We start from the raw sequence: 23,341 nt of genomic DNA on the forward strand, positions 1-23,341 counted from the left end.
ACGTATAGCTATTTTATCGCGAGTGGCGAAAAGTTGCATTGTAAATGGTGCTTAACCCTGCGGCAGGCAGGGTTTTGCTTAGGGCGTGAACAATTGTGCGACAAATCGATGAATTTTTTTGCACTTGCTAACGAAACAGGTTTTTAGATTGAAAAATGCTATTAACTTCTCGGGTTTTTATGGATTAGAATCGACGGGCTTTGTAAATCACACGCGGGTATTATTGATGACCTGCATTTATCAGGGGACTGCCCAGTGGCGCGGATAAATAAAATCTCGATCACGCTCTGTGCTTTACTGTTTACATCACTCTCTTTCACGCCAGCGGCAAACGCCTCTCAACAGGCGCGGCACTCTGCTGTGCAAAAAACGCATCTGGCAAAAACCACAGAACGTAAAAAAAAGACTACCAGTAAGAACGAAAAGAAAAAAACAACCGCTCAAACGAAAAAGACCGCCTCCAGCAAATCGAAATCAACATCTTCCCGCACTGCCCTCGCATCGAAACGTAAAGCCTCAAAAACTGCTGCCAACCTCGTAACGGAAAAATGCACCACGCGCAAAGGGCATAAAGCCAAATGCACGAAAGTGACAAAAATTGCCGACGCGCATAAGGTTCGGGTACAGAAAGCGCAAAAAACGGCGATGAATAAGCTGATGGGGCAAATTGGCAAACCGTATCGCTGGGGTGGCACCTCTCCCCGCACCGGTTTTGACTGCAGCGGGCTGGTGTATTACGCCTATAAAGATCTGGTGAAATTCCGCATTCCGCGTACCGCCAATGAAATGTACCACCTGCGCGACGCCGCCCCCGTTAACCGTGGCGAGCTGCAAAATGGCGATCTGGTCTTCTTCCGCACCCAGGGTCGCGGTACGGCTGATCACGTCGGCGTGTATGTGGGTAACGGGAAGTTTATTCAGTCCCCACGAAGCGGTCAGGACATTCAGATCACCTCGCTTAGCGAAGACTACTGGGTGCGTCACTACGTCGGCGCACGCCGCGTCATGACGCCGAAAACCATCCGCTAAACCCTGCCCTGCCGTCACCACGGTAGGGTAAGTTCCTCTTTTGCATACCCTTTCAATTTGCTATCCTGTCCTTGTTGTCTGTGTGGTTATTGGCAACGCAAAATACAATAAGGAGAGAAGCAATGTCGTTCGAATTACCTGCACTACCGTATGCAAAAGACGCCCTGGCACCGCACATTTCTGCGGAAACCCTGGAATATCATTACGGCAAACATCACCAGACCTATGTCACCAACCTGAACAACCTGATCAAGGGCACCGATTTTGAAGGCAAAACGCTGGAAGAGATCGTCCGCAGTTCAGACGGTGGCGTATTCAACAACGCTGCTCAAGTGTGGAACCACACCTTCTACTGGCACTGCCTGGCACCAAATGCTGGCGGCGAGCCGACCGGTGAACTGGCTACTGCGATTAACGCCGCCTTTGGCAGCTTTGCGGAGTTCAAAGCGAAATTTACCGATGCCGCAATCAAAAACTTCGGTTCTGGCTGGACATGGCTGGTAAAAGAGGCCGATGGCAAACTGGCTATCGTCTCCACGTCTAACGCGGGTACACCACTGACCACCAGCGCGACACCGCTGATGACCGTGGATGTCTGGGAACACGCGTACTACATTGATTACCGTAACGCGCGTCCTAACTACCTGGAGCACTTCTGGGCACTGGTTAACTGGGACTTTGTGGCGAAGAACTTCGCCGCGTAAGAGAGACGCAGAAGGGTTTCCCCTTCTGCGTTTTTTTATTCGGCAGCACAGGCCGCTTCAGGGTGTTTACGACCCGACATCATCACTAACAGCAGGCCAAGCGCGGCAATAATGGCCCCGATCACCGGCACAAAGCTGTATCCCAGACCACCCGAAATCACAGCACCGCCTGCTGCGGCACCGAGCGCATTGCCCAGGTTGAACGCACCAATATTCACCGACGAGGAGAGGCCCGGTGCCTCATGCGCGACGCGCATTACGCGCATCTGCAGCGGCGGAACCACGGCAAAGGTGGCCGCACCCCAGACGACCATCGCTATGGCCGCGCCAAACTCATTACGCGCCAGCCAGGGAATGGCAATCATGATGACAATCAGCAGGGTCAGAAAACCCTTCAGCGTTCCGCTCACGGAGCGGTCGGCAAATTTCCCGCCCAGATAGTTACCAATCGAGAAGCCCACGCCAATCAGCACCAGCATCGCGGTAATAAAGATCGGCGTCGCGTGAGTGATGTCATGCAGCACCGGCGAAATATAGGTGTAAAGGGTAAACATCGCCCCGGCACCCAGCACGGTGGTGAGCAGTGCCGAGAGCACCTGCGGGCGCATCAGTACCGACAGCTCTTTACGTACCTCAGGCCGCTCACCAGCGCTGCCTTTCGGCAGGGAGAAGAACAACGCCACCATCGCGACAACGCCCAGTACGGCGGTTGCGAGGAACGACATACGCCAGCCAATGACCTCACCCAGCCAGGTGGCCGCAGGAACGCCGCCAATGTTGGCGATGGTCAGGCCCATAAACATGGTTGCCACGGCACTCGCCTGCTTGTGTTTGGGCACCACGCTTGCCGCCACCACCGACCCCAGCCCAAAGAAAGCGCCGTGGTTAAGGCTTGTCAGGATACGTGACAGCATCAGCGTGGTGTAATCAGGCGAAATGGCGGAGAGCACGTTGCCAAGGGTAAAGATAGCCATCAGGAAAATCAGCGCATTGCGGCGCGCTCGGTGGGAAAGCAACAGCGTCATCAGCGGTGCTCCTACCATCACACCAATGGCATAGGCGCTGATTAACATCCCGGCTGCAGGGATAGAGACGTCCACACCGCGGGCGATAACCGGTAAGAGTCCCATAGGGGAAAATTCAGTGGTGCCAATCCCAAAAGCGCCAATCGCCAGGGCCAGCAGGGGAAAATTGATTTTCATGCGTCAACTCCGGATGCCGTGTCATATGGTGACACAGAACAAAGAAGCCGAAAGCATGACATCAATCACAAAAAATGAGAAGTTAACAAATTGGCAAAAGATTTTTGCCGGAGATGTAACAATCAGGACGAGCGGGAGAGAGCGAACGCCCCCTCCGCGTAAATCAGTGCAGTGCAGCCGTCAGACCTGCAGCAACAATCAGCGCCAGCACAATAACGGTGGTGAACAGCGAAAACTTCAGATCGGAACTCATCAATTTTTCTCCTTTTAATCCCCCCACGAAAAGTGAGCTTGCTCATTTTTACACAATTTACGTCAAAAATCTTCCAGGATTTAAACGGATAACCACTTTAGCTCTTCCCCTTTTCATCAAGATAGGACAAAATTCCACGCTAAATTTATTAGCGTACCGGCCATTGACCCCCTCCTGACGTCCCGTGTCGTTTTCCTGGCGTGCCGCAATTCAAGATTGCGTGATAAGGGTGAGAGAAGGCAAACGTTTACCTTCAAGGTTTTCAGGAGTTTAGGATATGGTCTGGAGTGACATTTAATGGCAACAATTAAAGACGTAGCAAAACGCGCAAACGTTTCCACTACAACCGTATCACATGTAATTAACAAAACCCGCTTCGTAGCGGAAGAGACGCGCAACGCCGTCTGGGCGGCAATCAAAGAGCTGCACTACTCGCCGAGTGCCGTTGCGCGTAGCCTTAAAGTTAATCACACCAAATCCATTGGTTTGCTGGCGACCAGCAGTGAAGCGGCCTATTTTGCCGAAATCATCGAAGCGGTTGAGAAAAACTGCTTCCAGAAAGGCTATACCCTTATCCTCGGCAACGCGTGGAACAATATTGAAAAACAGCGCGCCTATCTGTCGATGATGGCGCAAAAGCGTGTGGATGGCCTGCTGGTGATGTGTTCCGAATACCCGGAATCTGTCCTGTCCATGCTGGAAGAGTATCGTCATATCCCGATGGTGGTGATGGACTGGGGCGAAGCGCGCGCCGACTTTACCGACTCCGTCATCGATAACGCCTTCGAAGGCGGTTATATGGCGGGCCGCTATCTGATTGAACGCGGTCACCGTGAAATTGGCGTGATCCCGGGGCCGCTCGAGCGCAACACCGGTGCTGGCCGTCTGGCCGGGTTTATGAAGGCGATGGAAGAAGCGCTGATCACCGTGCCGGAAAACTGGATCGTGCAGGGCGACTTTGAGCCGGAGTCTGGCTACCGCGCCATGCAGCAGATCGTTTCTCAGCCGCATCGTCCAACGGCGGTGTTCTGCGGCGGGGACATCATGGCGATGGGGGCCCTGTGTGCAGCCGATGAGCTGGGCCTGCGCGTGCCGCAGGATATTTCCGTGATCGGCTATGACAACGTGCGCAACGCGCGCTTCTTCACGCCTGCGCTGACCACCATCCACCAGCCGAAGGACTCCCTCGGTGAAACGGCCTTCAATATGCTGATGGACAGGATCGTCAACAAACGTGAAGAGTCGCAGTCCATTGAAGTTCACCCGCGCCTTATCGAGCGCCGTTCCGTTGCGGATGGTCCATTCCGCGACTATCGTCGTTAATCTCGTGTGGAGCCAGCTAAGCTGGCTCCCGTAGCCATTCCCGGTTAAGCGTTTCGCTGTCTCCCAGATAATCCAGTAGCCATGCCATGGCGGGCGACACATCATTTTGTTGCCACGTCAGGCAGCAGGCCGCATCCGGGAACGGATTCTCCAGCGTCAGCTCGACCCATTCACCGGTATCGATTCTCGGCTTAGCGAAATGGACGGGAACCATCGCGACGCACAGCCCGGCGCTGAGGCAGGTCGCGGAGGATTCCCAGTCCGGCGCCACCACCCGCCGCTGGTTATCAAGAAGCCAGGTGATACGTTTTGGCAACGAGCGCGAGGTATCCTCCAGCACCAGCGACGGCCAGTTGCGCAGCGTGTCGTCACTCAGCGGTCCCTCCAGGGCAGCCAGCGGATGATCGTGTGCCACGACGCATTTCCAGCTCAACATGCCCATATCGCGAAACGCATAGCGCCCCCCGACGGGGATCGCCTGGGTTGCGCCAATCGCCATCTCTGCCCTGCCGTCCGCCAGCGCGTCCCAGACCCCGTTGAATACCTCCTGCGAGACACGAAGTTCAACGTCTGAAAAATGGCGATAGAAATCCACGATCATCTGCCGGGTACGCTCCGGCTTAACGATATTGTCCACGGCGATGGAAAGATGTCCGCGCCAGCCGTTGGCGATCTGCTGGCACTGTTCGCGGGTGATCTGCATTTTTTTGATAACAGAACGCCCTTCTTTCAAAAACCACGCGCCAGCAGGCGTTAATTCCACATCGCGATGCCGCCGTTCGAACAGCGGAACCGCCAGCCACTCTTCAAGCTGCCGCACCGTGTAGCTGATAGCCGAAGGGACGCGGTGCAACTCCTGTGCCGCACCGCTAAAGCTGCCGTTACGCGCGACAGCATCCACCACTTCAAGAGAATAATCTGACCACATTTTCTGCCTGCAAAAAATTTGAATGCAACCGCCAAATATTAGCGTTTCACAACCCGCTTTGCACTCCCTACACTCTGCGCCAGTGTCTACCTGCCTCCTCAAGGAGAATAAAACAATGCAACCCAGGAATGGATTTTTAGTCTGGCTCGGCGGTTTGAGCGTGCTGGGCTTTTTGGCCACCGATATGTACCTGCCCGCGTTTGCGGCGATGCAGGAAGATCTGCAAACGCCAGCCGCGGCCATCAGCGCCAGCCTGAGTTTGTTCCTCGCCGGTTTTGCCATCGCACAGCTGCTCTGGGGCCCACTCTCCGATCGCTTCGGGCGTAAACCGGTGCTGTTACTGGGCCTGGCCATTTTTGCCGCAGGCTGTCTGGGAATGTTATGGGTACGCGATGCGACCTGGCTGCTGGTGCTGCGCTTTGTGCAGGCCGTCGGCGTCTGTGCCGCGGCGGTAACCTGGCAGGCTCTCGTGACCGACTACTACCCGGCCAACCGTACCAACCGCATTTTCGCCACCATTATGCCGCTGGTTGGCCTGTCACCTGCCCTCGCTCCCCTGCTGGGCAGCTGGATCCTCGCGCACTTCGACTGGCAGGCCATTTTTGCCACGCTATTTGCCATCACCCTGGTACTGATGCTGCCGGCGTTTGCCCTCAAGCCCGCGCATAAAAAAGAGGCGCATGCTGACGCCAAACCGATCACGTTCTTCTCCCTGCTGAGCGCCAAAGCGTATCGTGGTAACGTCCTGGTCTATGCCGCCTGCTCGGCGAGCTTCTTCGCCTGGCTCACCGGCTCGCCGTTTATTCTGCACGATATGGGGTACAGCCCGGCCGCCATTGGCCTGAGCTATGTCCCGCAGACCATCGCCTTCCTGCTGGGCGGATACGGCTGCCGTGCGGCGCTGCAGAAATGGGAAGGCCAGCAGATGCTGCCCTGGCTGCTGGCGCTGTTTGCCTTGAGCGTGGGCGCCACCTGGGCCGTCGGGTTTATTCCGGGCGTCGGTCTGGCGGAGATTTTGATTCCGTTCTGCGTGATGGCGGTGGCTAACGGTGCCATTTACCCTATCGTGGTCGCACAGGCGTTACGTCCTTTCCCGCAGGCGACAGGACGCGCCGCGGCGCTGCAAAATACCCTGCAGCTCGGCCTGTGCTTCCTGGCAAGCCTGGTGGTGTCAGCGCTGATTGCCACCCCGCTGTTAACTACCACCAGCGTGATGCTGGTCACCGTTGCGCTGGCAGTAATGGGTTATCGCATGCAATCTGCCGCACAGCGCGAGCTTGAGAACCATGCTCAGGCGGAGACGTCGCACGCGTAATCACTGGGGAAAATATGTAACATTTCAGTGATTAGGTTGCTAAGAATTTTCTATTGAATCACCAATTTTTGAGGCCTATACTAAATTTGGTTCGATTAAATACGATAAATATTAAGTGTTAACGGGAGCCGGAGTGCTCCCGTTTTACCATGGAAGGCATTTCGGCAAGGGTTATCTCCCTTCCTCTGTTCTACGTCGGATACTAGCCTCGCGGTATTTACCGTGAGATTTCTCACAAACCATAAAAAGCGTCTACGCTGTTTGAAGGTTCTGATCACAGTAAGGTGATGGAGAAGCTATGAGTTCATCGTGTATAGAAGAAGTCAGCGTTCCGGACGATAACTGGTCCCGGATCGTCAGTGAACTGTTAGGTCGTGCAGGCATCACTATCAACGGATCTTCACCCTCCGATCCGCAGGTCAAACATCCCGATTTTTTTAAACGCGTGCTGCGCGAGGGATCGTTAGGGCTGGGCGAAAGCTATATGGATGGCTGGTGGGATTGCGAGCGGCTGGATATTTTCTTTGCCAGCGTGTTGCGCGCCGGTCTGGAGAACCAGCTCCCCCGCAATATAAAAGATACGTTGCGCGTCGCCTCCGCCCGTTTGTTCAATCTGCAAAGCAAAAAACGGGCGTGGATCGTGGGCAAAGAGCACTACGACCTCGGTAACGATTTGTTCAGCCGCATGCTGGATCCCTTCATGCAATACTCCTGCGCCTACTGGAAAAAGGCGACAACCCTCGAAGAAGCCCAGCAGGATAAACTGCGTCTGATTAGCGAGAAACTGCAGCTGCAGCCCGGTATGCGTGTGCTGGATATCGGCTGCGGCTGGGGCGGTCTGGCGTATTTTATGGCGAAGCACTACGGCGTCAGCGTGGTCGGCGTAACCATTTCAGCCGAACAGCAAAAAATGGCCCGGGAGCGCTGCCAGGGTCTCGACGTTGATATCCGTCTGCAGGATTACCGCGACCTCAACGAGCAGTTTGATCGCATTGTTTCCGTGGGCATGTTTGAGCACGTGGGGCCGAAAAATTACGACACCTATTTTGAGGTGGTGGATCGTAATTTAAAACCCGACGGCATTTTCCTGCTGCACACCATAGGCTCTAAGCGCACGGACAATAACGTTGACCCGTGGATCAATAAATACATCTTTCCGAATGGCTGTTTGCCTTCCGTTCGCCAGATTGCCAACGCCAGCGAAAGCCACTTCATTATGGAAGACTGGCATAACTTTGGCGCGGATTACGACACCACGCTTATGGCGTGGCATGAACGTTTCCAGCAAGCGTGGCCTGAGATTGCAGACAACTATTCTGAACGATTTAAACGGATGTTCAGCTATTATCTGAATGCCTGCGCAGGTGCGTTCCGCGCGCGTGATATTCAGCTCTGGCAGGTGGTCTTTAGTCGCGGGATTGAACACGGCTTACGTGTGCCGCGCTAAAAAATAACCCCGGGTATCCGGGGTTATTTTTTATTCTTCTTCGGTGGCCTTTATTATGGCTGCCTCTTTCGCCGCCAGCACACGCTCGACGGTATCCACGACCGCCTGGGTTTGCGGATCGATTTCGATATTCACACGCTGCCCCAGTTTTTTCGCCCCCAGCGTCGTACGCTGTAGCGTTTCCGGAATTAAATGCACGCAAAAACGCGTCGGCGTCACTTCTCCGACCGTCAGGCTAATCCCATCAATACCAATAAATCCTTTATAGAGGATGTATTTCATTAATGACGGATCCTGCACTTTAAACCAGATTTGACGGTTATTTTCAGAGGTGACAATTTTCGCCACTTCGGCGGTGGTCATGATATGGCCCGACATCAGGTGGCCGCCAATTTCATCGCTGAACTTCGCCGCACGCTCTACGTTTACGGTATCGCCCACCACCAGTTCGCCCAGGTTGGTGATACGCAGCGTTTCTTTCATTAAATCAAAGCTAATCTGGTTGCCATGAATTTCGGTCACCGTCAGGCAGCAGCCGTTATGCGCAACCGAGGCACCGGTTTCGATGCCATCCAGCATATATTCTGGCAGCTCAACGACGTGGGTACGGAAATTAGGTTTTTCATCAATGGACACCACTTTAGCGGTGCCCTGCACAATACCAGTAAACATGCTTACAACTCCTGTATTTTCCGGACGGTGGTGACACCGTTTAATCCCACCACAATAACAGTTGGAAATACAGGTTGCCAGAGCAGCGCATTTTCTGGCGATTTTTTCACTAGATTAATAGCTAAAGCCCGCTACAATAGCTGGCACCCCCTCTGCTTTTTCTTCTTGCTGCCAGTTACGGCGGCTTTTTTAGTCTCTCATATAACTACAAAATAAAGGTGTTCACGTGCAGAAGTACATGAATGAAGCGCGGCAGTTATTGGCACTGGCTATCCCGGTGATCATCGCGCAGGTGGCCCAGACCGCAATGGGATTTGTGGATACGGTGATGGCCGGTGGCTACAGCGCCACCGATATGGCCGCCGTGGCAATCGGAACCTCTATCTGGCTTCCGGCCATTCTCTTCGGTCACGGCCTGCTGCTGGCACTCACGCCGGTTATCGCCCAGCTGAATGGTTCCGGCCGACGTGAACGTATCGCCCATCAGGTGCGCCAGGGCTTTTGGCTGGCTGGATTTGTCTCCGTACTGATTATGATCGTGCTCTGGAACGCCGGGCATATCATTCGCGCCATGCATAATATCGACCCGGCTCTGGCAGACAAAGCCGTGGGGTATCTGCGCGCCCTGCTCTGGGGTGTCCCGGGTTATCTCTTCTTCCAGGTGGCGCGTAACCAGTGCGAAGGCCTGGCAAAAACCAAGCCGGGGATGGTCATGGGCTTTATCGGTTTACTGGTCAACATTCCGGTGAACTATATCTTTATTTACGGCCATTTTGGTATGCCGGAGCTTGGCGGCGTAGGCTGCGGCGTGGCAACAGCGGCGGTATACTGGGTGATGTTCTTTAGCATACTTACCTTTGTTAAACACGCCCGCTCCCTGCGTGATATCCGTAATGAGCGTTCATTCAGCACGCCGGACTGGCACATTATGATGCGTCTGGTACAGCTGGGGCTGCCCATTGCGCTGGCACTGTTCTTCGAAGTGACTCTGTTTGCCGTGGTCGCCCTGCTGGTCTCGCCGCTGGGCATTGTGAACGTGGCCGGACACCAGATTGCGCTGAACTTCAGCTCGCTGATGTTCGTCCTGCCGATGTCGCTGGCGGCCGCGGTCACCATCCGCGTCGGCTTCCGTCTGGGGCAAGGTTCAACCCTTGATGCACAAACGGCTGCGCGCACCGGGCTGGGCGTGGGTGTCTGTATGGCGGTCTGCACAGCGCTTTTCACCGTCGCACTGCGGGAGCAAATTGCCCTGCTCTACAATGACAACCCGGAAGTGGTGATGCTGGCATCGCATCTGATGCTGCTGGCAGCGGTATACCAGATCTCTGACTCCATCCAGGTGATCGGCAGCGGCGTACTGCGTGGTTATAAAGATACCCGCTCCATCTTCTTTATTACCTTCATCGCCTACTGGGTGTTAGGTCTGCCGAGCGGTTACATTCTCGCGCTCACCGATCTGGTGGTGGATCGTATGGGGCCCGCGGGGTTCTGGATCGGCTTTATCATCGGTCTGACCTCTGCGGCTATCATGATGATGCTGCGTATGCGCTTCCTGCAGCGTCAGCCATCCACGGTAATTTTGCAACGCGCCGCACGTTAAATACACAGTAGCCGCCTGCTGGCGGCTACTTTCTCTTCACTTTGCGCGGTAATGAAGCAATCGCGTGAAATCAGAGAGAAAAATGCATTTTGCCTCTTGCCACTGCGGTGCTGTGCCGCTAATATTCGTCCCCGTTGTCACCGACAACACGTTGCGTTCATAGCTCAGTTGGTTAGAGCACCACCTTGACATGGTGGGGGTCGTTGGTTCGAGTCCAATTGAACGCACCATTCTGCGTCCGTAGCTCAGTTGGTTAGAGCACCACCTTGACATGGTGGGGGTCGGTGGTTCGAGTCCACTCGGACGCACCATTTCAGTCCTGAAATGGTGCAAATCCTCTTCTTGTAGTCTGAATAATCCCAATCGCCTGATTTTTTACGCTTTCTCCTGCTACGCTTTTCATATGACAAAAAAAAGCAGGAACAGTGTCGATGAAAAAAATCGCCATTATCGGCTCCGGCCCCACAGGGATTTACACCTTTTACGCGCTCCTCAAGCATAAAACGCCACTGGCCGTTTCCATTTTTGAAAAAGCCGAGGAAGCGGGCGTGGGCATGCCCTACCGAATTGATGAGAACTCGCGTCTGATGCTGGCGAATATTGCCAGCATTGAAATCCCACCCGTTTTTATGACCTACCTCGACTGGTTAAAAGAGCAGAGTGCAGCCCATCTCGCCCGCTATCACGTCGATAAAGCTTCCCTGCACGACCGGCAGTTTCTGCCCCGGATCCTGCTGGGGGAATATTTTCGCGACAGTTTTCTGAGAGTGGTCAAAGAGGCCCGCAGGCTGGGATTTCAGGTCGATATCCATGAATCCGCCGAGGTGACGGATATCGCCACCGACAAAGACGGCGTTACGCTTTCGGTAAATAACACCCGCTTACCTGAACGCTTCAACCTTGCCGTCATCGCCACCGGCCACGTCTGGCCTGATGAGGATGAGGCTACGCGCACCTTCTTCCCAAGCCCCTGGTCCGGGTTGATGGACGCCCATATCCCAGCCTGTCGGGTGGGGATTATGGGGACCTCATTAAGCGGACTGGACGCCGCCATGGCGGTTGTTATGCAGCATGGCGCCTTTGTTGATGACAAATTCGTTCTGGATAAAGGCAGCGAGGCGTTAAAAATAGTCCTCATGTCCCGGACAGGCATTCTGCCTGAGGCCGATTTTTACTGCCCTATTCCTTACGAGCCGCTGTCGGTATTAACTGAATTTGTCGTTGAGAATGAAATCGCCAAAGGGTCTGACGGCCTGCTGGATCGTATTTTTACCCTGATGGTAAAAGAGCTGGAACTCGCCGACCCGACATGGTGTGAGAAAATCGGGCTGCGCGCCCTGGATGCGGACACCCTTCGCGATGCCTGGTTTGAGGACCGCAAACAGCATGGCCCGTTTAGCTGGGCAGAAGCCAATCTGAATGAGGTCGAACGCAACAAACGTGAGCGGCGAACGGTGCCCTGGCGCTACACCGTGCTTCGGTTGCACGAGATGGTTCAGGAGATCGTGCCGCATCTTAATGAGCAGGACCGGGAACGTTTCAAACAGGGACTGGCGCGGGTGTTTATCGACAACTACGCCGCCATTCCACCGCAGTCTATCCGTCGGCTGCTTGCGCTGCGCGAGGCCGGGATCATCAGCGTTGTCGCATTAAGTGATGATTACACGCTGGATGTCGGTCGCGCCCAGACGGCGATCGCGACTGAAGACAACACCTATCTCTTTGACGTGTTTATTGATGCCCGCGGGCAAAAACCGCTGAAAACAGAGGATCTGCCTTTCCCGACACTGCGCAAACAGCTACAGGCGACAGGCGACGAGATCCCTGATATTGGCGAGGATTACACGCTTAAAGCACCAGAAACGGTGCGCGGGAGAATCGCGTTTGGCGCGATACCGTGGCTGATGCACGATCATCCCTTCGTTCAGGGACTGGCCGAGTGCGCGGAGATTGCCGGGTCGATGGCGAAAGCGGCAGAAAAACCCGCTTCAGGGTTACGCAGGAGATTGCCGTATTTCGATAGCTGACAGGGCATCCATGCCCTGATCGTCATTATTCGAAGAACACTTCCGGGTTCTCTGACAGAGAAACGAAGGTTTTCGTCGCTTTATCCAGCGCACGAATTTCACCGCTCTCAATGTCATACACCCAGCCGTGCAGGCGAAGGGCGTTATTGCGCAGACCCACAGCAACGGATGGATGAGTCTTGATGTTGCTCAGCTGCGCAAAGACGTTCTCCTGCACCATCGCATTCACTTTGTCGATCGGCTGATCCCAGCTTTTCTTCTCCACCACCGCTTTAGCGGCATCAGAATAACGCAGCCAGTGGGAGACGGCAGGCATCGGCTCGAGGTTCGCGTTATCCGCAATCGCCTTCATCGCCCCACAGTTGGAGTGACCGCAAATCACGATATCCGTCACGCCCAGCGCCACAACGGCATATTCGATGGTTGCGGAGACACCGCCCGGCTCTGGCCCGAACGGTGGCACAATGTTGCCAGCATTTCGAATGACAAAGAGTTGTCCTGGCTCTTGCTGAGTGACCAGTTCTGGTACCAGACGGCTGTCGGAGCATGAGATGAACAGCGCTTTGGGATTCTGGCTGGACGCTAAACTGCGGAAGAGCTCTTTACGTTGCGGGAAAATCTCTTTTTGAAAGTTGAGGAAACCTTCAATGATATGTTGCATAGCAATTTCTCTTTTATCTGTTGTAGTTTAGGTATGATCGGGATCACACTCATGAAGTTTACCCATCGTGCTTTACCTGAGACAAGCAATATATTTCTGGCCTGACCGCTGCACAATCTCATCCGCGTTTGCCGGGATGTTTTGTCCCTCAAAGGCACCGTACAGGCGGGCAAATTTTTTGCCTTCCAGAAGACCGGTAATCCGCTCAACGGTGCGGGCTGGCAGCGGCAGCATATTCGGGTAGCTCCACATAAACGAAACGGCGTCTTTTCCGGGCGTGACCTGAAGAATATCCCCCGCCAGCAATACGCCTTCGCCCTCCTGCCAGTGCAGCACCGTTCCGCCTGCAAAATGTCCCCCCAGACGCAACAAGGTGACCGACGGAACTAGTTCCAGCGCATCCCCTTCCCAGAACTGAATGGCGGGACTGCCGCGCATGACCCACTCTCTGTCGCTGGCGTGCAGGTACACCGGTGCATTAAATACCGCAGCCCAGGTCTGCATGGTGGTGTAATAGTGTGGGTGCGAGATCGCAATCGCGCTGATGCCGCCGAGCGCGGTAATGAGCGTTTTGGTTGCCGGGTCGAGGTTGGCAATACAGTCCCAGAGAATATTGCCGTGTGGGGTACGCAAAAGCAGCGCGCGCTGGTTAATCGCAAAGGCAGGCACCGTTTTGATACTGAACAGCTGTGGCGCCAGCTGCTGCCATTTGTTGCTGTGGGTGGAAGTCACGGTAGCAAAGTCAATCCACGCCTGGCCGCTGTGCGGAACATACTGGCGTTCATCCTCGCAAATCGGGCATGTTTCCGGCGTGGTGTCATACGCAGTACCGCAGGTTTTGCAGAGTGTCATCATATGCATTCCTCAGCCATAAAGCAGAGAGTATGGCAGGGATTGTCCATATGTGCTGCGAGGTACATTGCTGGCCTTTTTTGCCCTATACTGTGCCAGTATCAAAAACTGAACAAAGCAGGTGCCACATGGAAATTGATCTCGAAAACCTGGTCTTTAACGGACTGGATGAAGCAGAAGAGCGTAATGCGGAACGTCTGGACGACGCAGATAAAAAAGCCCAGGCGATTGTTGCAGATGACGACTGCGGCGATGCCTGCAAGATCTGATGAAAAAGCACCGGTTAACCCGGTGCTTTTTTTTATGTTACTTTTTCAGCCCGTCAATGGCCGCCTGCGCGCAGGCTTCATCAAGATGACCGCCCGGCGCACCGCCGATGCCAATCGCCCCGATCACCTCATCGCCCTCTTTCACCGGCAGGCCGCCCGCCAGCAGCAGGAAGCCCGGAATATCACGCATGTTTTGCGCGCCAGCGTTGCTCTGCGCCGCTTCCATCACTTTGCCTGAGGCATTCTTTGCGCTGAGCGCCGTCCAGGCTTTCATTTCGCTGGCTTTAACCGTATGAGGACCGGCATTGTCCGTACGCTGCACGGCTTTCACCACGCCCGCACGGTCAACCACGGTGACCGTCACCTGATAATTCTTTGCCGTACACGCCTGAATGGCGGACGTGGCCAGCGCATTCGCCTGCGCCAGCGAGAGACTCTTTTGGTTTAACGTATCGGCTTGTGCCGACAGACTTACGCTACCTGCGGCCAGTGCCGCAACCATCATTAATTTTTTCATCGCACTTCCTCGCGTGTTGGGATACGTGGCAGAGCGTACCCTGCCGGGCGATGAAACATAATTCGGTTGAATACGCACTCAACCTGGTAGTTATACGGATTGCAATTTATCGTATTCGCGTATTGCCTGAACCAGACTGCCGACGCCAAGCTTGGTAAACGCCGCCGCGCGGTGCGCTTCCACCGTCCGTGGCGAGAGATTCAGCCGGGCGGCCACCTCTTTGTTGCTGAGCCCTTTCATCAACTCCCCCAGCACCTCATGCTCCCGCGCGGTTAATTGTGCGAAGCGCGCTTTCACCCGGGAGGTTTCCTGCCAGTCGGCAAACCGGCGCTGACTCTCCTCAAAGGCTAATCCTACCGTTTCAATAAGCTTATCGGCATCCAGCGGTTTGGTGAAAAACTCAAACACGCCGTTACGAAATGCCCGACGACAGGCATCTACGGTCCCGTGCCCGGTCATGATGATTACCGGCAGCAGGGGCCTGGGCCATTTCCCCTCCTCAAGCCAGGTGAGCCCGCCTTTGCCCGGCATCCGCATATCCAGCAGCATGCAGCCTACCAGCTCTGTGTCCCGTGCATGGGCCGCGGTAAAGGCATCAACGCTTTCAAACGTCCTGACCGGCCACCCCATGCCCGAAAGCAAAAACGCCATTGACTCTCTGATGGATTCATCATCATCAATCAGCCAGATTGTGTTATCCAACCGTAGCCTCCTTTCCGTTTGCCAGTTGTAGCCGGATCTCTGCCCCGCCCTGCGGCGCATTGCCCAGCGTAATCGATCCATTCATACGCGTCATTAATGATTCCGTTAAGGTCATTCCCAGTCCAATGCCCTCTTCCCGGCCGCTGTAAAACGGCATAAAGGCATTTTGTAACGCCTCCGGGCTAAAGCCTGGCCCGCCGTCCGTCACGGTAATCTGAATGCCGCTCTCGGTTTTGTGGCTTTCAATCTTTACCCAGCCAGCAGGACTCGCCTGTTGGGCCTGAATCGCATTGCTGAGCAGATTATGCAGTACCTGCTCCAGCCAGAGCGGGTCGGCCAGCACGGTGGTGGCCCCGGGGGCAAACGCATGACTGACCGAGATATGCTCAGCCCTGCGCTCATGCTCAAGTAAGTTCACCACCTGCAGCCAGCATGCTGCCAGATCGGTTTCCCGCAGGGTGACTTTCTCCTTCACAACGTGCTCGCGAAAACGGGTTAATAATGCGCTAATACGCTGCGTTTGCGTCAGCGCAGCCGACAGCGCCTGCGACACGGCCTGACCGTTTTCCTGCTGTAACTGACGCTGCGCGCCCTGGATCCACGTCTGGGCGGCGGTCAGCGGCTGGTTTATCTCATGCACAATACCGGCGGTGATCTCCCCCAGGGTATTGAGCCTGGCGTGCTGGTAATAGCGCGCCCTTTGCTCGGCGTCTTTACGTGCTTTACGCTGCCAGAGCACCACGTTTGCCAGCGCAATCACTATCCCCCAGCCGATAAACAACAAGGGGTAAACAGACCAGCGGACGCCAAACCAGTCCGGCCGGGAATCCGCTTCAAGCGTAAAAGGTTGCGTATGTTGCGGGAAGGTGCGTTGCCAGTGCCAGAATGCGTCAGAGGGCCGTTCTTCTCCGGTCGGTATGAAGCGGATCCCAAGGTGGGTAAACGGATGATGCGCATTCAGAATCGGGCCGAGATCCACCCGCACGCGGATCTGACGCCAGGGGTTATAAAGCCAGTACTGCATCTCGTGGGCAGGCTCCACCCGCGCCGCATCCAGTGGGCGTCCCGTCGTTTTTTCCAGCGCGAGCAGATGGGGGAATTTTTTGCGCAAGGCGGCAATGTCTTCATCGCCATTCAGAAGCGGTAAGACCGATTCATTTTGCGTCAGGACCGCGCTTAATTCGGAAAATAACGCCGAGAACTCACGGTCTCGTTCCCAGAACTGACGGCGAATTTGTTCGGCGTAGAGCAGTACGCCGCTGAGTGTGCACGCTATCGCCCAAAGAACGATAGCGCGTTTCATCATGCTGTTGGTGGTCATTGCGTTAACAGGGGCAGTGGCGAATGCCGAGACCTTACCAGCTAACCCTGTTAAGAACAAAAAAACGTGGGGTCAGACCTCCGGCGTATGTTTAAAGCCAGTCAGCATGAGCATTAACCCGTCTGGTGATGAGGCTGGTTCAAACTGATAATGATTCCCCTGGCGATCGCCACCGATATACCACGAGATCTCGGTTTTCCCTTCCGCCAGCGCCTTACGCACGGCTTTATCCACGTCGACCATCCGGTATTCACGAACATGGTTCAGATAAAGCACGGCATCGGAACGGTAATTACAGGCCGGACGCGACGACCACTTCACGGTCGCAGGATCCCAGTCATTACTGGCCGGATAAAAGAAAATCTGATCGGCCCCATTGTTTTCTACCTTCCCACCGAAAATACGGACGCGGTATTTAAACAAGGACGGATCCTGCCCGGCGGGCAGCGGTGGGATATGGAATTTTACCAGGCTCAGCGTCTCGCTGTTTTTTGTGCGTCCACCGTTCTGCCAGTTATCTTCTACCAGTAACACCTGCGGTGAAGGTTGAGTGATGTTCGGTTCAAGACTGCTGAGCCAGACATTGGCCTTCGCCATAGAATAACCATAGGGCACGGTTGAACCACAATCCATACCGCGGTTCATGCAGCGTTCGGTCATAAAGCGGGCGGCATCGTCCGTCCAGCCGTTCATGAAATCGGCATGCGCCGTGTAGAGGCTACCCCAGCGTTCTTCACGTTCAGCCCCCTGCATCACCGGATCGAGCGACAGTTGCGCCTGACGGGTGTCCAGGCGGGTAATACCATGCAGCACGTAAGCCACATTCATATTAACCGTTGGAATTTTTACCGGGAACGCGCTCGGGCACTGGCCGTTAACGTCATACGCCGCATTGGCCAGACCGTGGTCGGGCTTCAGATTCACACCGTCCCAGCAGTTCGGAAATTGAATGCCAATAATAAACTGGACGGCATCGTTAGCTTTACGCAGCCCGCACACCTCGCCGATTTTGCTGCTATAGCCATTCCCGTTCGCGCATAAAAAGCTGATATGGGGGTTGGGCGTGCTGCCGTGATGATCCCCGGCGAGCAGCGACAGCCCGGCCGGGAACGGGTGCAAGGGATAGGCATCAACCTTCGAGGCCTGATAATAGGTTTTTTGATAGGCCGGTTTGACCACCGTTCCGTCGGGTAATCTCAGAGAAGGCGCCCAGTAGGCAGAGCCGTCGGCCTTGTTATCACAGGTCGTCTCTTCGTGCTGGCGCAAGATTTCCCGGGTTGAAAAGGCATCGGTATGGGTATTGCCAAAGAAATCGTGCCACATGGCCTGGTTGGGCATACCAAACATCATGATGGCGTCATCGCCGAGGGTGTGGGAGTAACTGCAGACCACATGCGCCTGTGGCCCGGCATGGGCCGCCTGCATGGCAATCAGTAACGCTGTGGTTAAAAGGGCGGGCGTGAATACAGTCCGTTTCATCTTCATCTCCATCTGTGAAAGGAGATATTGGTAACAAAACGGCCTGCGTTAACCGAGGATTTCCCAGCGTATTTTTCCGCTCATCCACGCTTTACAGCATCGATGCACAGCTCATTCCAGTACATTTCGCGCGTGCGGCGCAGTTCAGCGTGACGTTTTATCATGGAACCACTCCGGGTCAATGTTGGCCACGTCCACGCCATACAGACTGGCGACAGGCAGTATCGACTCAAGAACACGTTGCGCGCTGTTCTCCGCATTCGCGGGCCGGGTCGCAAAAAACCGCCGTAACGTGCTTATCCACTTTTTCATCGTCTGTACCCCTCTCGCTTTACCTGACTTCAGTAAAACACGCCTCCATCAGGAAGGGGAAATAACAATAACGACTGTTGATATGCAGGATTTGAGTAACTCGCGAAACGCTGGTGCCTTACCCGGCCAGCGCCTTCACCACTGTCTCCATCGCCTGAGTGGTTAACTCGCTTCGTTTTACGCGCTGGTTCGCCAGCGCCGTACGCAGCACCCCGGCAATCACGATATGCTTGGGCTCCTGCCCTAAGTCACGCATCTCCAGAACGACCTTCCCTACCACCCGACACATCTCCTGGTACAACTCTTCGTCTTTGGTCACATTGCCCATGGCGATCCACTCCGTTGCCCTAAACCGTCAGCTTAAATGATCCCTCGCCCGGATACAAAAAAGAAGCCCGGCGATAAACTCACCGGGCTTCCTAAGCTAAATCAATTAATTAGTTATTTACCGGGATCACCGCGCCTTTGTACTTGGTGCGGATCCAGTCCTGAATCTCTTTGGAGTGCAGCACGTTCACCAGCGCAACGATATCTTTCTTCTTCTCGTCACCGCGATGCACGGTAATGATATTGGCATACGGGTTGTTTTCACCGCTCTCAACTGCAATCGGGTCGTGAACCGGATCCAGACCGGCGTCAATCGCGTAGTTGGCGTTGATCACAACCGCCGCGCCTTCATCGTTGTTATACATCTGCGGCAGCAGAGACGCTTCCACGTTAGGGGTGAACTGCAGCTTTTTCGGGTTCTCCACGATGTCGCTGATGCGCGCGGTCACTTTGTCGATGCCAGGCTTCAGCTTGATCACCCCTTCTTTTTCGAAGATAGAGAGAATACGCCCCTCTTCAGAAACGGCATCACGCATGATGATTTTGCCGCCTTCCGGCAGGTCTTTCAGCGACTTGTATTTTTTGGAGTAGATGCCGATGGGCTCGATGTGGATCGCGCCTGCGCTGACAAAATCATAATCCTTATCGCCTTCGTGATCTTTCAGCACGCTGTTCAGGTAAGGGATGTGCTGGAAGTAGTTCGCGTCAATGTCATGACCCGCCAGGGCAGTGTTGGGCAGAATGTAGTCCTGAAACGGTTTGATCTCCAGGTCGATACCCTGCTTCGCCAGAATCGGCTTCGCCTGCTCAAGAATTTCAGCATGTGGCGTATTGGATGCGCCTACAGTGAGGGTGTCAGCCCAGGAGGCAAAGCTCAGGGCGCTGAGGGTTGCTGCGGCGATCAGTGTCAGTGTCTTTTTCATGATGATGGTTCCTGTGTGTATTTATTAGCGTTTATCTAACAGTGAGGTAATGATGTCGCCGCAGAACTGGATAACGAAAACGATGATCAAAATGGTCACCGTTGCCACCAGCGTGACGTCACCATGGTTGCGCTGGAATCCTTCCAGATAAGCCAGATTTCCCAACCCACCGGCGCCAATCACTCCGGCCATTGCGCTGTAGCTCACCAGCGCAATCAGCGTCACCGTAATACCTGAAACCAGTGCGGGTGATGATTCCGGCAGTAAAACCCGAAACACTAAGGTGCTCAGTCGTGCCCCCATTGAGCGCGTTGCTTCTATGACCCCTTTGTCCACTTCACGCAGGGCGATCTCCACCAGACGGGCGTAGAACGGTGCGGCGCCCACAATCAGGGCAGGCAGTGCCGCGTTAGCTCCCAGGATGGTGCCAACAACGGACTTGGTGAACGGGATCAGCAAAACAATCAGAATGATGAACGGGATAGAGCGGAACACGTTCACCACAATTGAAATGACGCTATAGACCGTGCGGTTGTGGAACAATCCGCCGCGGGCGGTTAAAAACAGCGCCAGACCCAGCACGATCCCCAGCACAAAGGTCGCCACACCGGAGAGCGCGGTCATGTACAGCGTCTCAAGCGTTGCCGCCCAGAGCTGATCCCACTTCAGATGCGGAAAGAGATTCTCAGCCATGTTTAATCACCTCGCCTTCAATATCGCTGTGCTTCAGGTCGGCGAGGATATTGTTCAGTTGTTCATCGGATGCCACCACGTGTACCCACAGCTGGCCAAACACGCCGTGCGCCGTCTGGGTCATTTTTCCGTGCAGAATGTTAAACGGCAGGCCGTAGCGCAGCGTCAATTCACCCACAATCGGTTTATGGGTGCTGTGCCCGGTGAAGGTCAGACGGATGACCGTCCCTTCCAGATCGTTTGCCAGCTCGGTATTAAAGGTCTCTTCCTCGGCGTACTGGCTCACCTGGCGGACAAACTGCTGCGTAATCGGCTGCTGCGGATGGGTAAAAACGCTCAGCACGTCGCCCTCTTCCACCACTTTACCGTTCTCCATCACCGCCACCCGGTCACAGATTTTGCGCACCACGTGCATCTCGTGGGTGATGAGGACGATGGTCAGCCTGAAACGACGGTTTATGTCCAGCAGCAGATCGAGGATCTGATCGGTGGTCTGTGGGTCGAGCGCAGAGGTGGCTTCGTCACAGAGCAGCACGTCCGGGTTGTTCGCCAGCGCACGCGCAATGCCCACGCGCTGCTTTTGCCCGCCGCTGAGCTGCGACGGATACGCATTTTCGCGGCCTTTCAGCCCGACCAGTTCCACCAGCTCGGCCACGCGGGCCCGAATCCTGGCCTTTGGCACCCCGGCGATCTGCATCGAAAAGGCAATGTTTTCCGCTACCGTTCGCGACCACAGCAGGTTGAAGTGCTGGAACACCATGCTGATCTTCAGACGCGCCTGTCGCAGCGCTTCCCCCTTTGCGGCAGAAATGTCCTGACCGTTAATGGTCACGCTGCCGCTGCTCGGTTTTTCGAGGCCATTTAACAGGCGGATAAGCGTACTTTTCCCCGCGCCGCTGTAGCCAATAATGCCGTATATCTGCCCCTGCTCAATCGTCAGATTGACGTTATCAACGGCCGTGAGCGCCACCTTGCCGTTGTCAAAGACCTTCGAAATATTGCTGAGAACAATCATTCTTATTCGTTATCCGTCCGCCCTGGCGGTTTAGAAGTATGGATGTCCAAACGATAGTAATCAGCCGTTACTTGCTTTTAAATGAACAAAAAAGCATGTGTTATAACTAGCGGGAATAAACACTGCCTGTCGCGGGCGGGACCCGTTTAGACCAATTTCAGCAATGTTTATCTGCACGATGCATATGTCAGAGGCGACCCACGCCAAAAACGCGCATTTTTTCAACACATTCTGTTGATATAGCCATCCTCACATCCGGAGCACTTTACGTCTTGCTATCCTGACATCCAAAAACACCATTTATATTCTTTTCTGTTCTAAAAAGCAGAGATTCGTTCTTTCTTGCGAAATTTTCACCGCCCTATCATCCCGTCATGACCTCCTGAAAGGAAAAACCCATGACGATTTACCACTCCGTCACTGAACTGATTGGCCATACACCGGTTATCCAGCTGCATAAACTGGACACCGGCCTCTGTTCGCTGTTTCTGAAACTGGAGAACCAGAACCCGGGTGGCTCTATAAAGGACCGCGTGGCGCTGTCGATGATTAATGAAGCGGAGCGCACCGGCCAGCTGCAGCCGGGCGGCACGATTATTGAGGCCACGGCGGGGAATACCGGCCTGGGTCTGGCCCTGATCGCCGCCCAGAAAGGCTATTCGCTGATCCTGGTGGTACCGGACAAAATGAGCCGCGAGAAAATCTTCCACCTTCGCGCGCTGGGTGCCCAGGTGGTACTGACGCGTTCGGACGTCAATAAGGGCCATCCCGCCTATTACCAGGATTACGCCCGGCGTCTGGCGAGTGAACTGCCCGGCGCGTTTTACATCGACCAGTTCAACAACGAAGCCAATCCGCTGGCGCACCGTACCACCACCGCGCCGGAGCTGTTTGAACAGCTTAACAGCAGGATCGACGCCATCGTGGTGGGCGTGGGATCAGGCGGCACGCTGGGTGGCCTGCAGGCGTGGTTCGCCGAACACTCGCCGCACACGGAGTTTGTCCTCGCAGACCCGGCAGGATCGGTTCTGGCCGACCAGGTGGAAACCGGACGCTACCGCGACGCGGGCTCCTGGCTGGTTGAGGGAATTGGCGAAGACTTTATTCCGCCACTGGCCCACATTGACGGGGTGAATCGCGCCTGGCGCATCACCGACCGCGACGCGTTCGCCACCGCGCGCGAGCTGCTGAAAACGGAAGGCATTCTGGCAGGCTCCTCCAGCGGAACCCTGCTGGCAGCCGCGCTGAAGTACTGCCAGGCACAGACCACGCCGAAACGCGTGGTGACCTTCGCCTGCGACAGCGGCAATAAATACCTCTCAAAGATGTTCAACGATGACTGGATGCGCCAGCAGGGGCTGATGTCCCGCCCGCAGGCAGGCGATCTCTCTGACTACATTGCGCTGCGCCACGACGAGGGCGCCACCGTCACCGCCGCCCCGGACGACACGCTTTCCACCGTACTGGCACGCATGCGCCTGTATGACATCTCGCAGCTGCCGGTGCTGGAGAACGGCAAGGTGGTAGGCATTATTGATGAGTGGGATCTGCTGCGCCACATTGGCGGCGACGGGGCTCGCTTTGCCCTCCCCGTCACGGCGGCCATGACGCAACAGGTGGAGATTCTTGATAAGCACGCGCCGGAAAGCGCCCTGCACGCCATCTTTGACCGCGGTCTGGTGGCGGTGATTAATGACAATGACCGTTTTCTGGGTCTGATCACCCGCAGCGACCTCCTCACAGCCTGGCGCAACCGTCTACAGCAATAAG

24 protein-coding genes and 2 tRNA genes are annotated in these 23,341 nt (G+C 55.1%); 11 read left to right on the forward strand and 15 right to left on the reverse strand.

Going from position 1 to position 23,341, the window contains the following annotated elements:
* Window positions 1-255: 255 nt before the first annotated feature.
* Window positions 256-1,029: a C40 family peptidase gene (locus AX755_RS18435; protein ID WP_029882772.1), complete on the forward strand. Its 774-nt coding sequence runs from the start codon at window positions 256-258 to the stop codon at window positions 1,027-1,029.
* A 122-nt stretch (window positions 1,030-1,151) separates the two neighbouring features.
* The gene (gene sodB / locus AX755_RS18440; RefSeq protein ID WP_013096926.1) at window positions 1,152-1,733 is read left to right on the forward strand and encodes a superoxide dismutase [Fe]; all 582 of its coding nucleotides are present in this window, start codon (window positions 1,152-1,154) and stop codon (window positions 1,731-1,733) included.
* 35 nt (window positions 1,734-1,768) lie between these two features.
* Here sodB and AX755_RS18445 read toward each other — a convergent pair whose 3' ends face one another.
* Both AX755_RS18445 and cydH read right to left on the reverse strand, forming a co-directional pair.
* On the reverse strand, window positions 1,769-2,935 hold the full coding sequence (locus AX755_RS18445) for an MFS transporter (protein ID WP_062857216.1): 1,167 nt from the start codon (window positions 2,933-2,935) through the stop codon (window positions 1,769-1,771).
* Between the two features lie 163 nt (window positions 2,936-3,098).
* The gene (gene cydH / locus AX755_RS25430) at window positions 3,099-3,188 is read right to left on the reverse strand and encodes a cytochrome bd-I oxidase subunit CydH (protein ID WP_020688313.1); all 90 of its coding nucleotides are present in this window, start codon (window positions 3,186-3,188) and stop codon (window positions 3,099-3,101) included.
* A 297-nt stretch (window positions 3,189-3,485) separates the two neighbouring features.
* On the opposite strand from cydH, the gene purR reads away from it, so the two are divergent.
* Complete coding sequence (gene purR, locus AX755_RS18455) at window positions 3,486-4,511, forward strand: HTH-type transcriptional repressor PurR (protein ID WP_013096929.1); 1,026 nt, start codon at window positions 3,486-3,488, stop codon at window positions 4,509-4,511.
* Window positions 4,512-4,527: 16 nt separating this feature from the next.
* Here purR and punR read toward each other — a convergent pair whose 3' ends face one another.
* On the reverse strand, window positions 4,528-5,439 hold the full coding sequence (gene punR, locus AX755_RS18460; RefSeq protein ID WP_013096930.1) for a DNA-binding transcriptional activator PunR: 912 nt from the start codon (window positions 5,437-5,439) through the stop codon (window positions 4,528-4,530).
* 115 nt (window positions 5,440-5,554) lie between these two features.
* Here punR and punC point away from each other — a divergent pair, with 115 nt between their 5' ends.
* Together punC and cfa are read left to right on the forward strand one after the other, a co-directional pair.
* Window positions 5,555-6,754 carry a purine nucleoside transporter PunC gene (gene punC, locus AX755_RS18465; RefSeq protein ID WP_062857217.1) on the forward strand — a complete coding sequence of 400 codons (1,200 nt, stop codon included), beginning with the start codon at window positions 5,555-5,557 and terminating at the stop codon, window positions 6,752-6,754.
* A 298-nt stretch (window positions 6,755-7,052) separates the two neighbouring features.
* Complete coding sequence (cfa, locus tag AX755_RS18470; protein WP_013096932.1) at window positions 7,053-8,201, forward strand: cyclopropane fatty acyl phospholipid synthase; 1,149 nt, start codon at window positions 7,053-7,055, stop codon at window positions 8,199-8,201.
* 30 nt (window positions 8,202-8,231) lie between these two features.
* Here the strand turns inward: cfa and AX755_RS18475 are convergent, their stop codons facing one another.
* Window positions 8,232-8,873: a riboflavin synthase gene (locus AX755_RS18475; protein ID WP_040023023.1), complete on the reverse strand. Its 642-nt coding sequence runs from the start codon at window positions 8,871-8,873 to the stop codon at window positions 8,232-8,234.
* Between the two features lie 226 nt (window positions 8,874-9,099).
* Here AX755_RS18475 and mdtK point away from each other — a divergent pair, with 226 nt between their 5' ends.
* From mdtK to AX755_RS18495, 4 genes are all read left to right on the forward strand, one after another.
* A complete protein-coding gene (mdtK, locus tag AX755_RS18480) occupies window positions 9,100-10,473 on the forward strand; it encodes an MdtK family multidrug efflux MATE transporter (protein WP_013096934.1) in 1,374 nt (457 codons plus the stop codon).
* A 153-nt stretch (window positions 10,474-10,626) separates the two neighbouring features.
* A tRNA-Val gene (locus tag AX755_RS18485) sits at window positions 10,627-10,703 on the forward strand.
* Window positions 10,704-10,707: 4 nt separating this feature from the next.
* A tRNA-Val gene (locus AX755_RS18490) sits at window positions 10,708-10,784 on the forward strand.
* Between the two features lie 120 nt (window positions 10,785-10,904).
* On the forward strand, window positions 10,905-12,500 hold the full coding sequence (locus AX755_RS18495) for an FAD-NAD(P)-binding protein (RefSeq protein ID WP_062857218.1): 1,596 nt from the start codon (window positions 10,905-10,907) through the stop codon (window positions 12,498-12,500).
* A gap of 25 nt (window positions 12,501-12,525) precedes the next feature.
* Here AX755_RS18495 and AX755_RS18500 read toward each other — a convergent pair whose 3' ends face one another.
* A complete protein-coding gene (locus AX755_RS18500) occupies window positions 12,526-13,161 on the reverse strand; it encodes a carbonic anhydrase (protein ID WP_013096936.1) in 636 nt (211 codons plus the stop codon).
* A 72-nt stretch (window positions 13,162-13,233) separates the two neighbouring features.
* Window positions 13,234-14,016 carry a hypothetical protein gene (locus tag AX755_RS18505; RefSeq protein ID WP_062857219.1) on the reverse strand — a complete coding sequence of 261 codons (783 nt, stop codon included), beginning with the start codon at window positions 14,014-14,016 and terminating at the stop codon, window positions 13,234-13,236.
* A gap of 125 nt (window positions 14,017-14,141) precedes the next feature.
* Here AX755_RS18505 and AX755_RS25435 point away from each other — a divergent pair, with 125 nt between their 5' ends.
* Complete coding sequence (locus AX755_RS25435; RefSeq protein ID WP_013096938.1) at window positions 14,142-14,282, forward strand: hypothetical protein; 141 nt, start codon at window positions 14,142-14,144, stop codon at window positions 14,280-14,282.
* Between the two features lie 37 nt (window positions 14,283-14,319).
* Here AX755_RS25435 and AX755_RS18515 read toward each other — a convergent pair whose 3' ends face one another.
* The 9 genes from AX755_RS18515 to AX755_RS18555 all read right to left on the reverse strand — a co-directional run bounded on the left by AX755_RS18515 (window position 14,320) and on the right by AX755_RS18555 (window position 21,571).
* Window positions 14,320-14,799: a GlcG/HbpS family heme-binding protein gene (locus AX755_RS18515; protein WP_020688318.1), complete on the reverse strand. Its 480-nt coding sequence runs from the start codon at window positions 14,797-14,799 to the stop codon at window positions 14,320-14,322.
* A 90-nt stretch (window positions 14,800-14,889) separates the two neighbouring features.
* Window positions 14,890-15,501 carry a response regulator transcription factor gene (locus AX755_RS18520; RefSeq protein ID WP_062857220.1) on the reverse strand — a complete coding sequence of 204 codons (612 nt, stop codon included), beginning with the start codon at window positions 15,499-15,501 and terminating at the stop codon, window positions 14,890-14,892.
* Window positions 15,494-16,822 (reverse strand): sensor histidine kinase, encoded by a 1,329-nt coding sequence (locus AX755_RS18525; RefSeq protein ID WP_062857221.1) that lies wholly within the window; start codon window positions 16,820-16,822, stop codon window positions 15,494-15,496. The genes AX755_RS18520 and AX755_RS18525 overlap by 8 nt, the downstream gene beginning before the upstream one ends.
* A gap of 72 nt (window positions 16,823-16,894) precedes the next feature.
* Window positions 16,895-18,301 carry a DUF1996 domain-containing protein gene (locus AX755_RS18530; RefSeq protein ID WP_062857222.1) on the reverse strand — a complete coding sequence of 469 codons (1,407 nt, stop codon included), beginning with the start codon at window positions 18,299-18,301 and terminating at the stop codon, window positions 16,895-16,897.
* A gap of 144 nt (window positions 18,302-18,445) precedes the next feature.
* Window positions 18,446-18,613 carry a hypothetical protein gene (locus AX755_RS25610; RefSeq protein WP_013096943.1) on the reverse strand — a complete coding sequence of 56 codons (168 nt, stop codon included), beginning with the start codon at window positions 18,611-18,613 and terminating at the stop codon, window positions 18,446-18,448.
* A 118-nt stretch (window positions 18,614-18,731) separates the two neighbouring features.
* Window positions 18,732-18,941: a fumarate hydratase FumD gene (fumD, locus tag AX755_RS18540; protein WP_013096944.1), complete on the reverse strand. Its 210-nt coding sequence runs from the start codon at window positions 18,939-18,941 to the stop codon at window positions 18,732-18,734.
* Between the two features lie 109 nt (window positions 18,942-19,050).
* The gene (locus tag AX755_RS18545; RefSeq protein ID WP_013096945.1) at window positions 19,051-19,863 is read right to left on the reverse strand and encodes a MetQ/NlpA family ABC transporter substrate-binding protein; all 813 of its coding nucleotides are present in this window, start codon (window positions 19,861-19,863) and stop codon (window positions 19,051-19,053) included.
* Window positions 19,864-19,887: 24 nt separating this feature from the next.
* Entirely contained in the window at window positions 19,888-20,556 is a 669-nt protein-coding gene (locus AX755_RS18550) for a methionine ABC transporter permease (RefSeq protein WP_062857223.1), read from the reverse strand.
* On the reverse strand, window positions 20,549-21,571 hold the full coding sequence (locus AX755_RS18555; RefSeq protein ID WP_062857224.1) for a methionine ABC transporter ATP-binding protein: 1,023 nt from the start codon (window positions 21,569-21,571) through the stop codon (window positions 20,549-20,551). The genes AX755_RS18550 and AX755_RS18555 overlap by 8 nt, the downstream gene beginning before the upstream one ends.
* A 398-nt stretch (window positions 21,572-21,969) precedes the next feature.
* On the opposite strand from AX755_RS18555, the gene AX755_RS18560 reads away from it, so the two are divergent.
* On the forward strand, window positions 21,970-23,340 hold the full coding sequence (locus tag AX755_RS18560; RefSeq protein ID WP_062857225.1) for a pyridoxal-phosphate dependent enzyme: 1,371 nt from the start codon (window positions 21,970-21,972) through the stop codon (window positions 23,338-23,340).
* Window position 23,341 lies beyond the last annotated feature (1 nt).

Source organism: Enterobacter sp. SENG-6 (genome assembly GCF_001605945.1).
GTDB lineage: Bacteria > Pseudomonadota > Gammaproteobacteria > Enterobacterales > Enterobacteriaceae > Enterobacter > Enterobacter cloacae.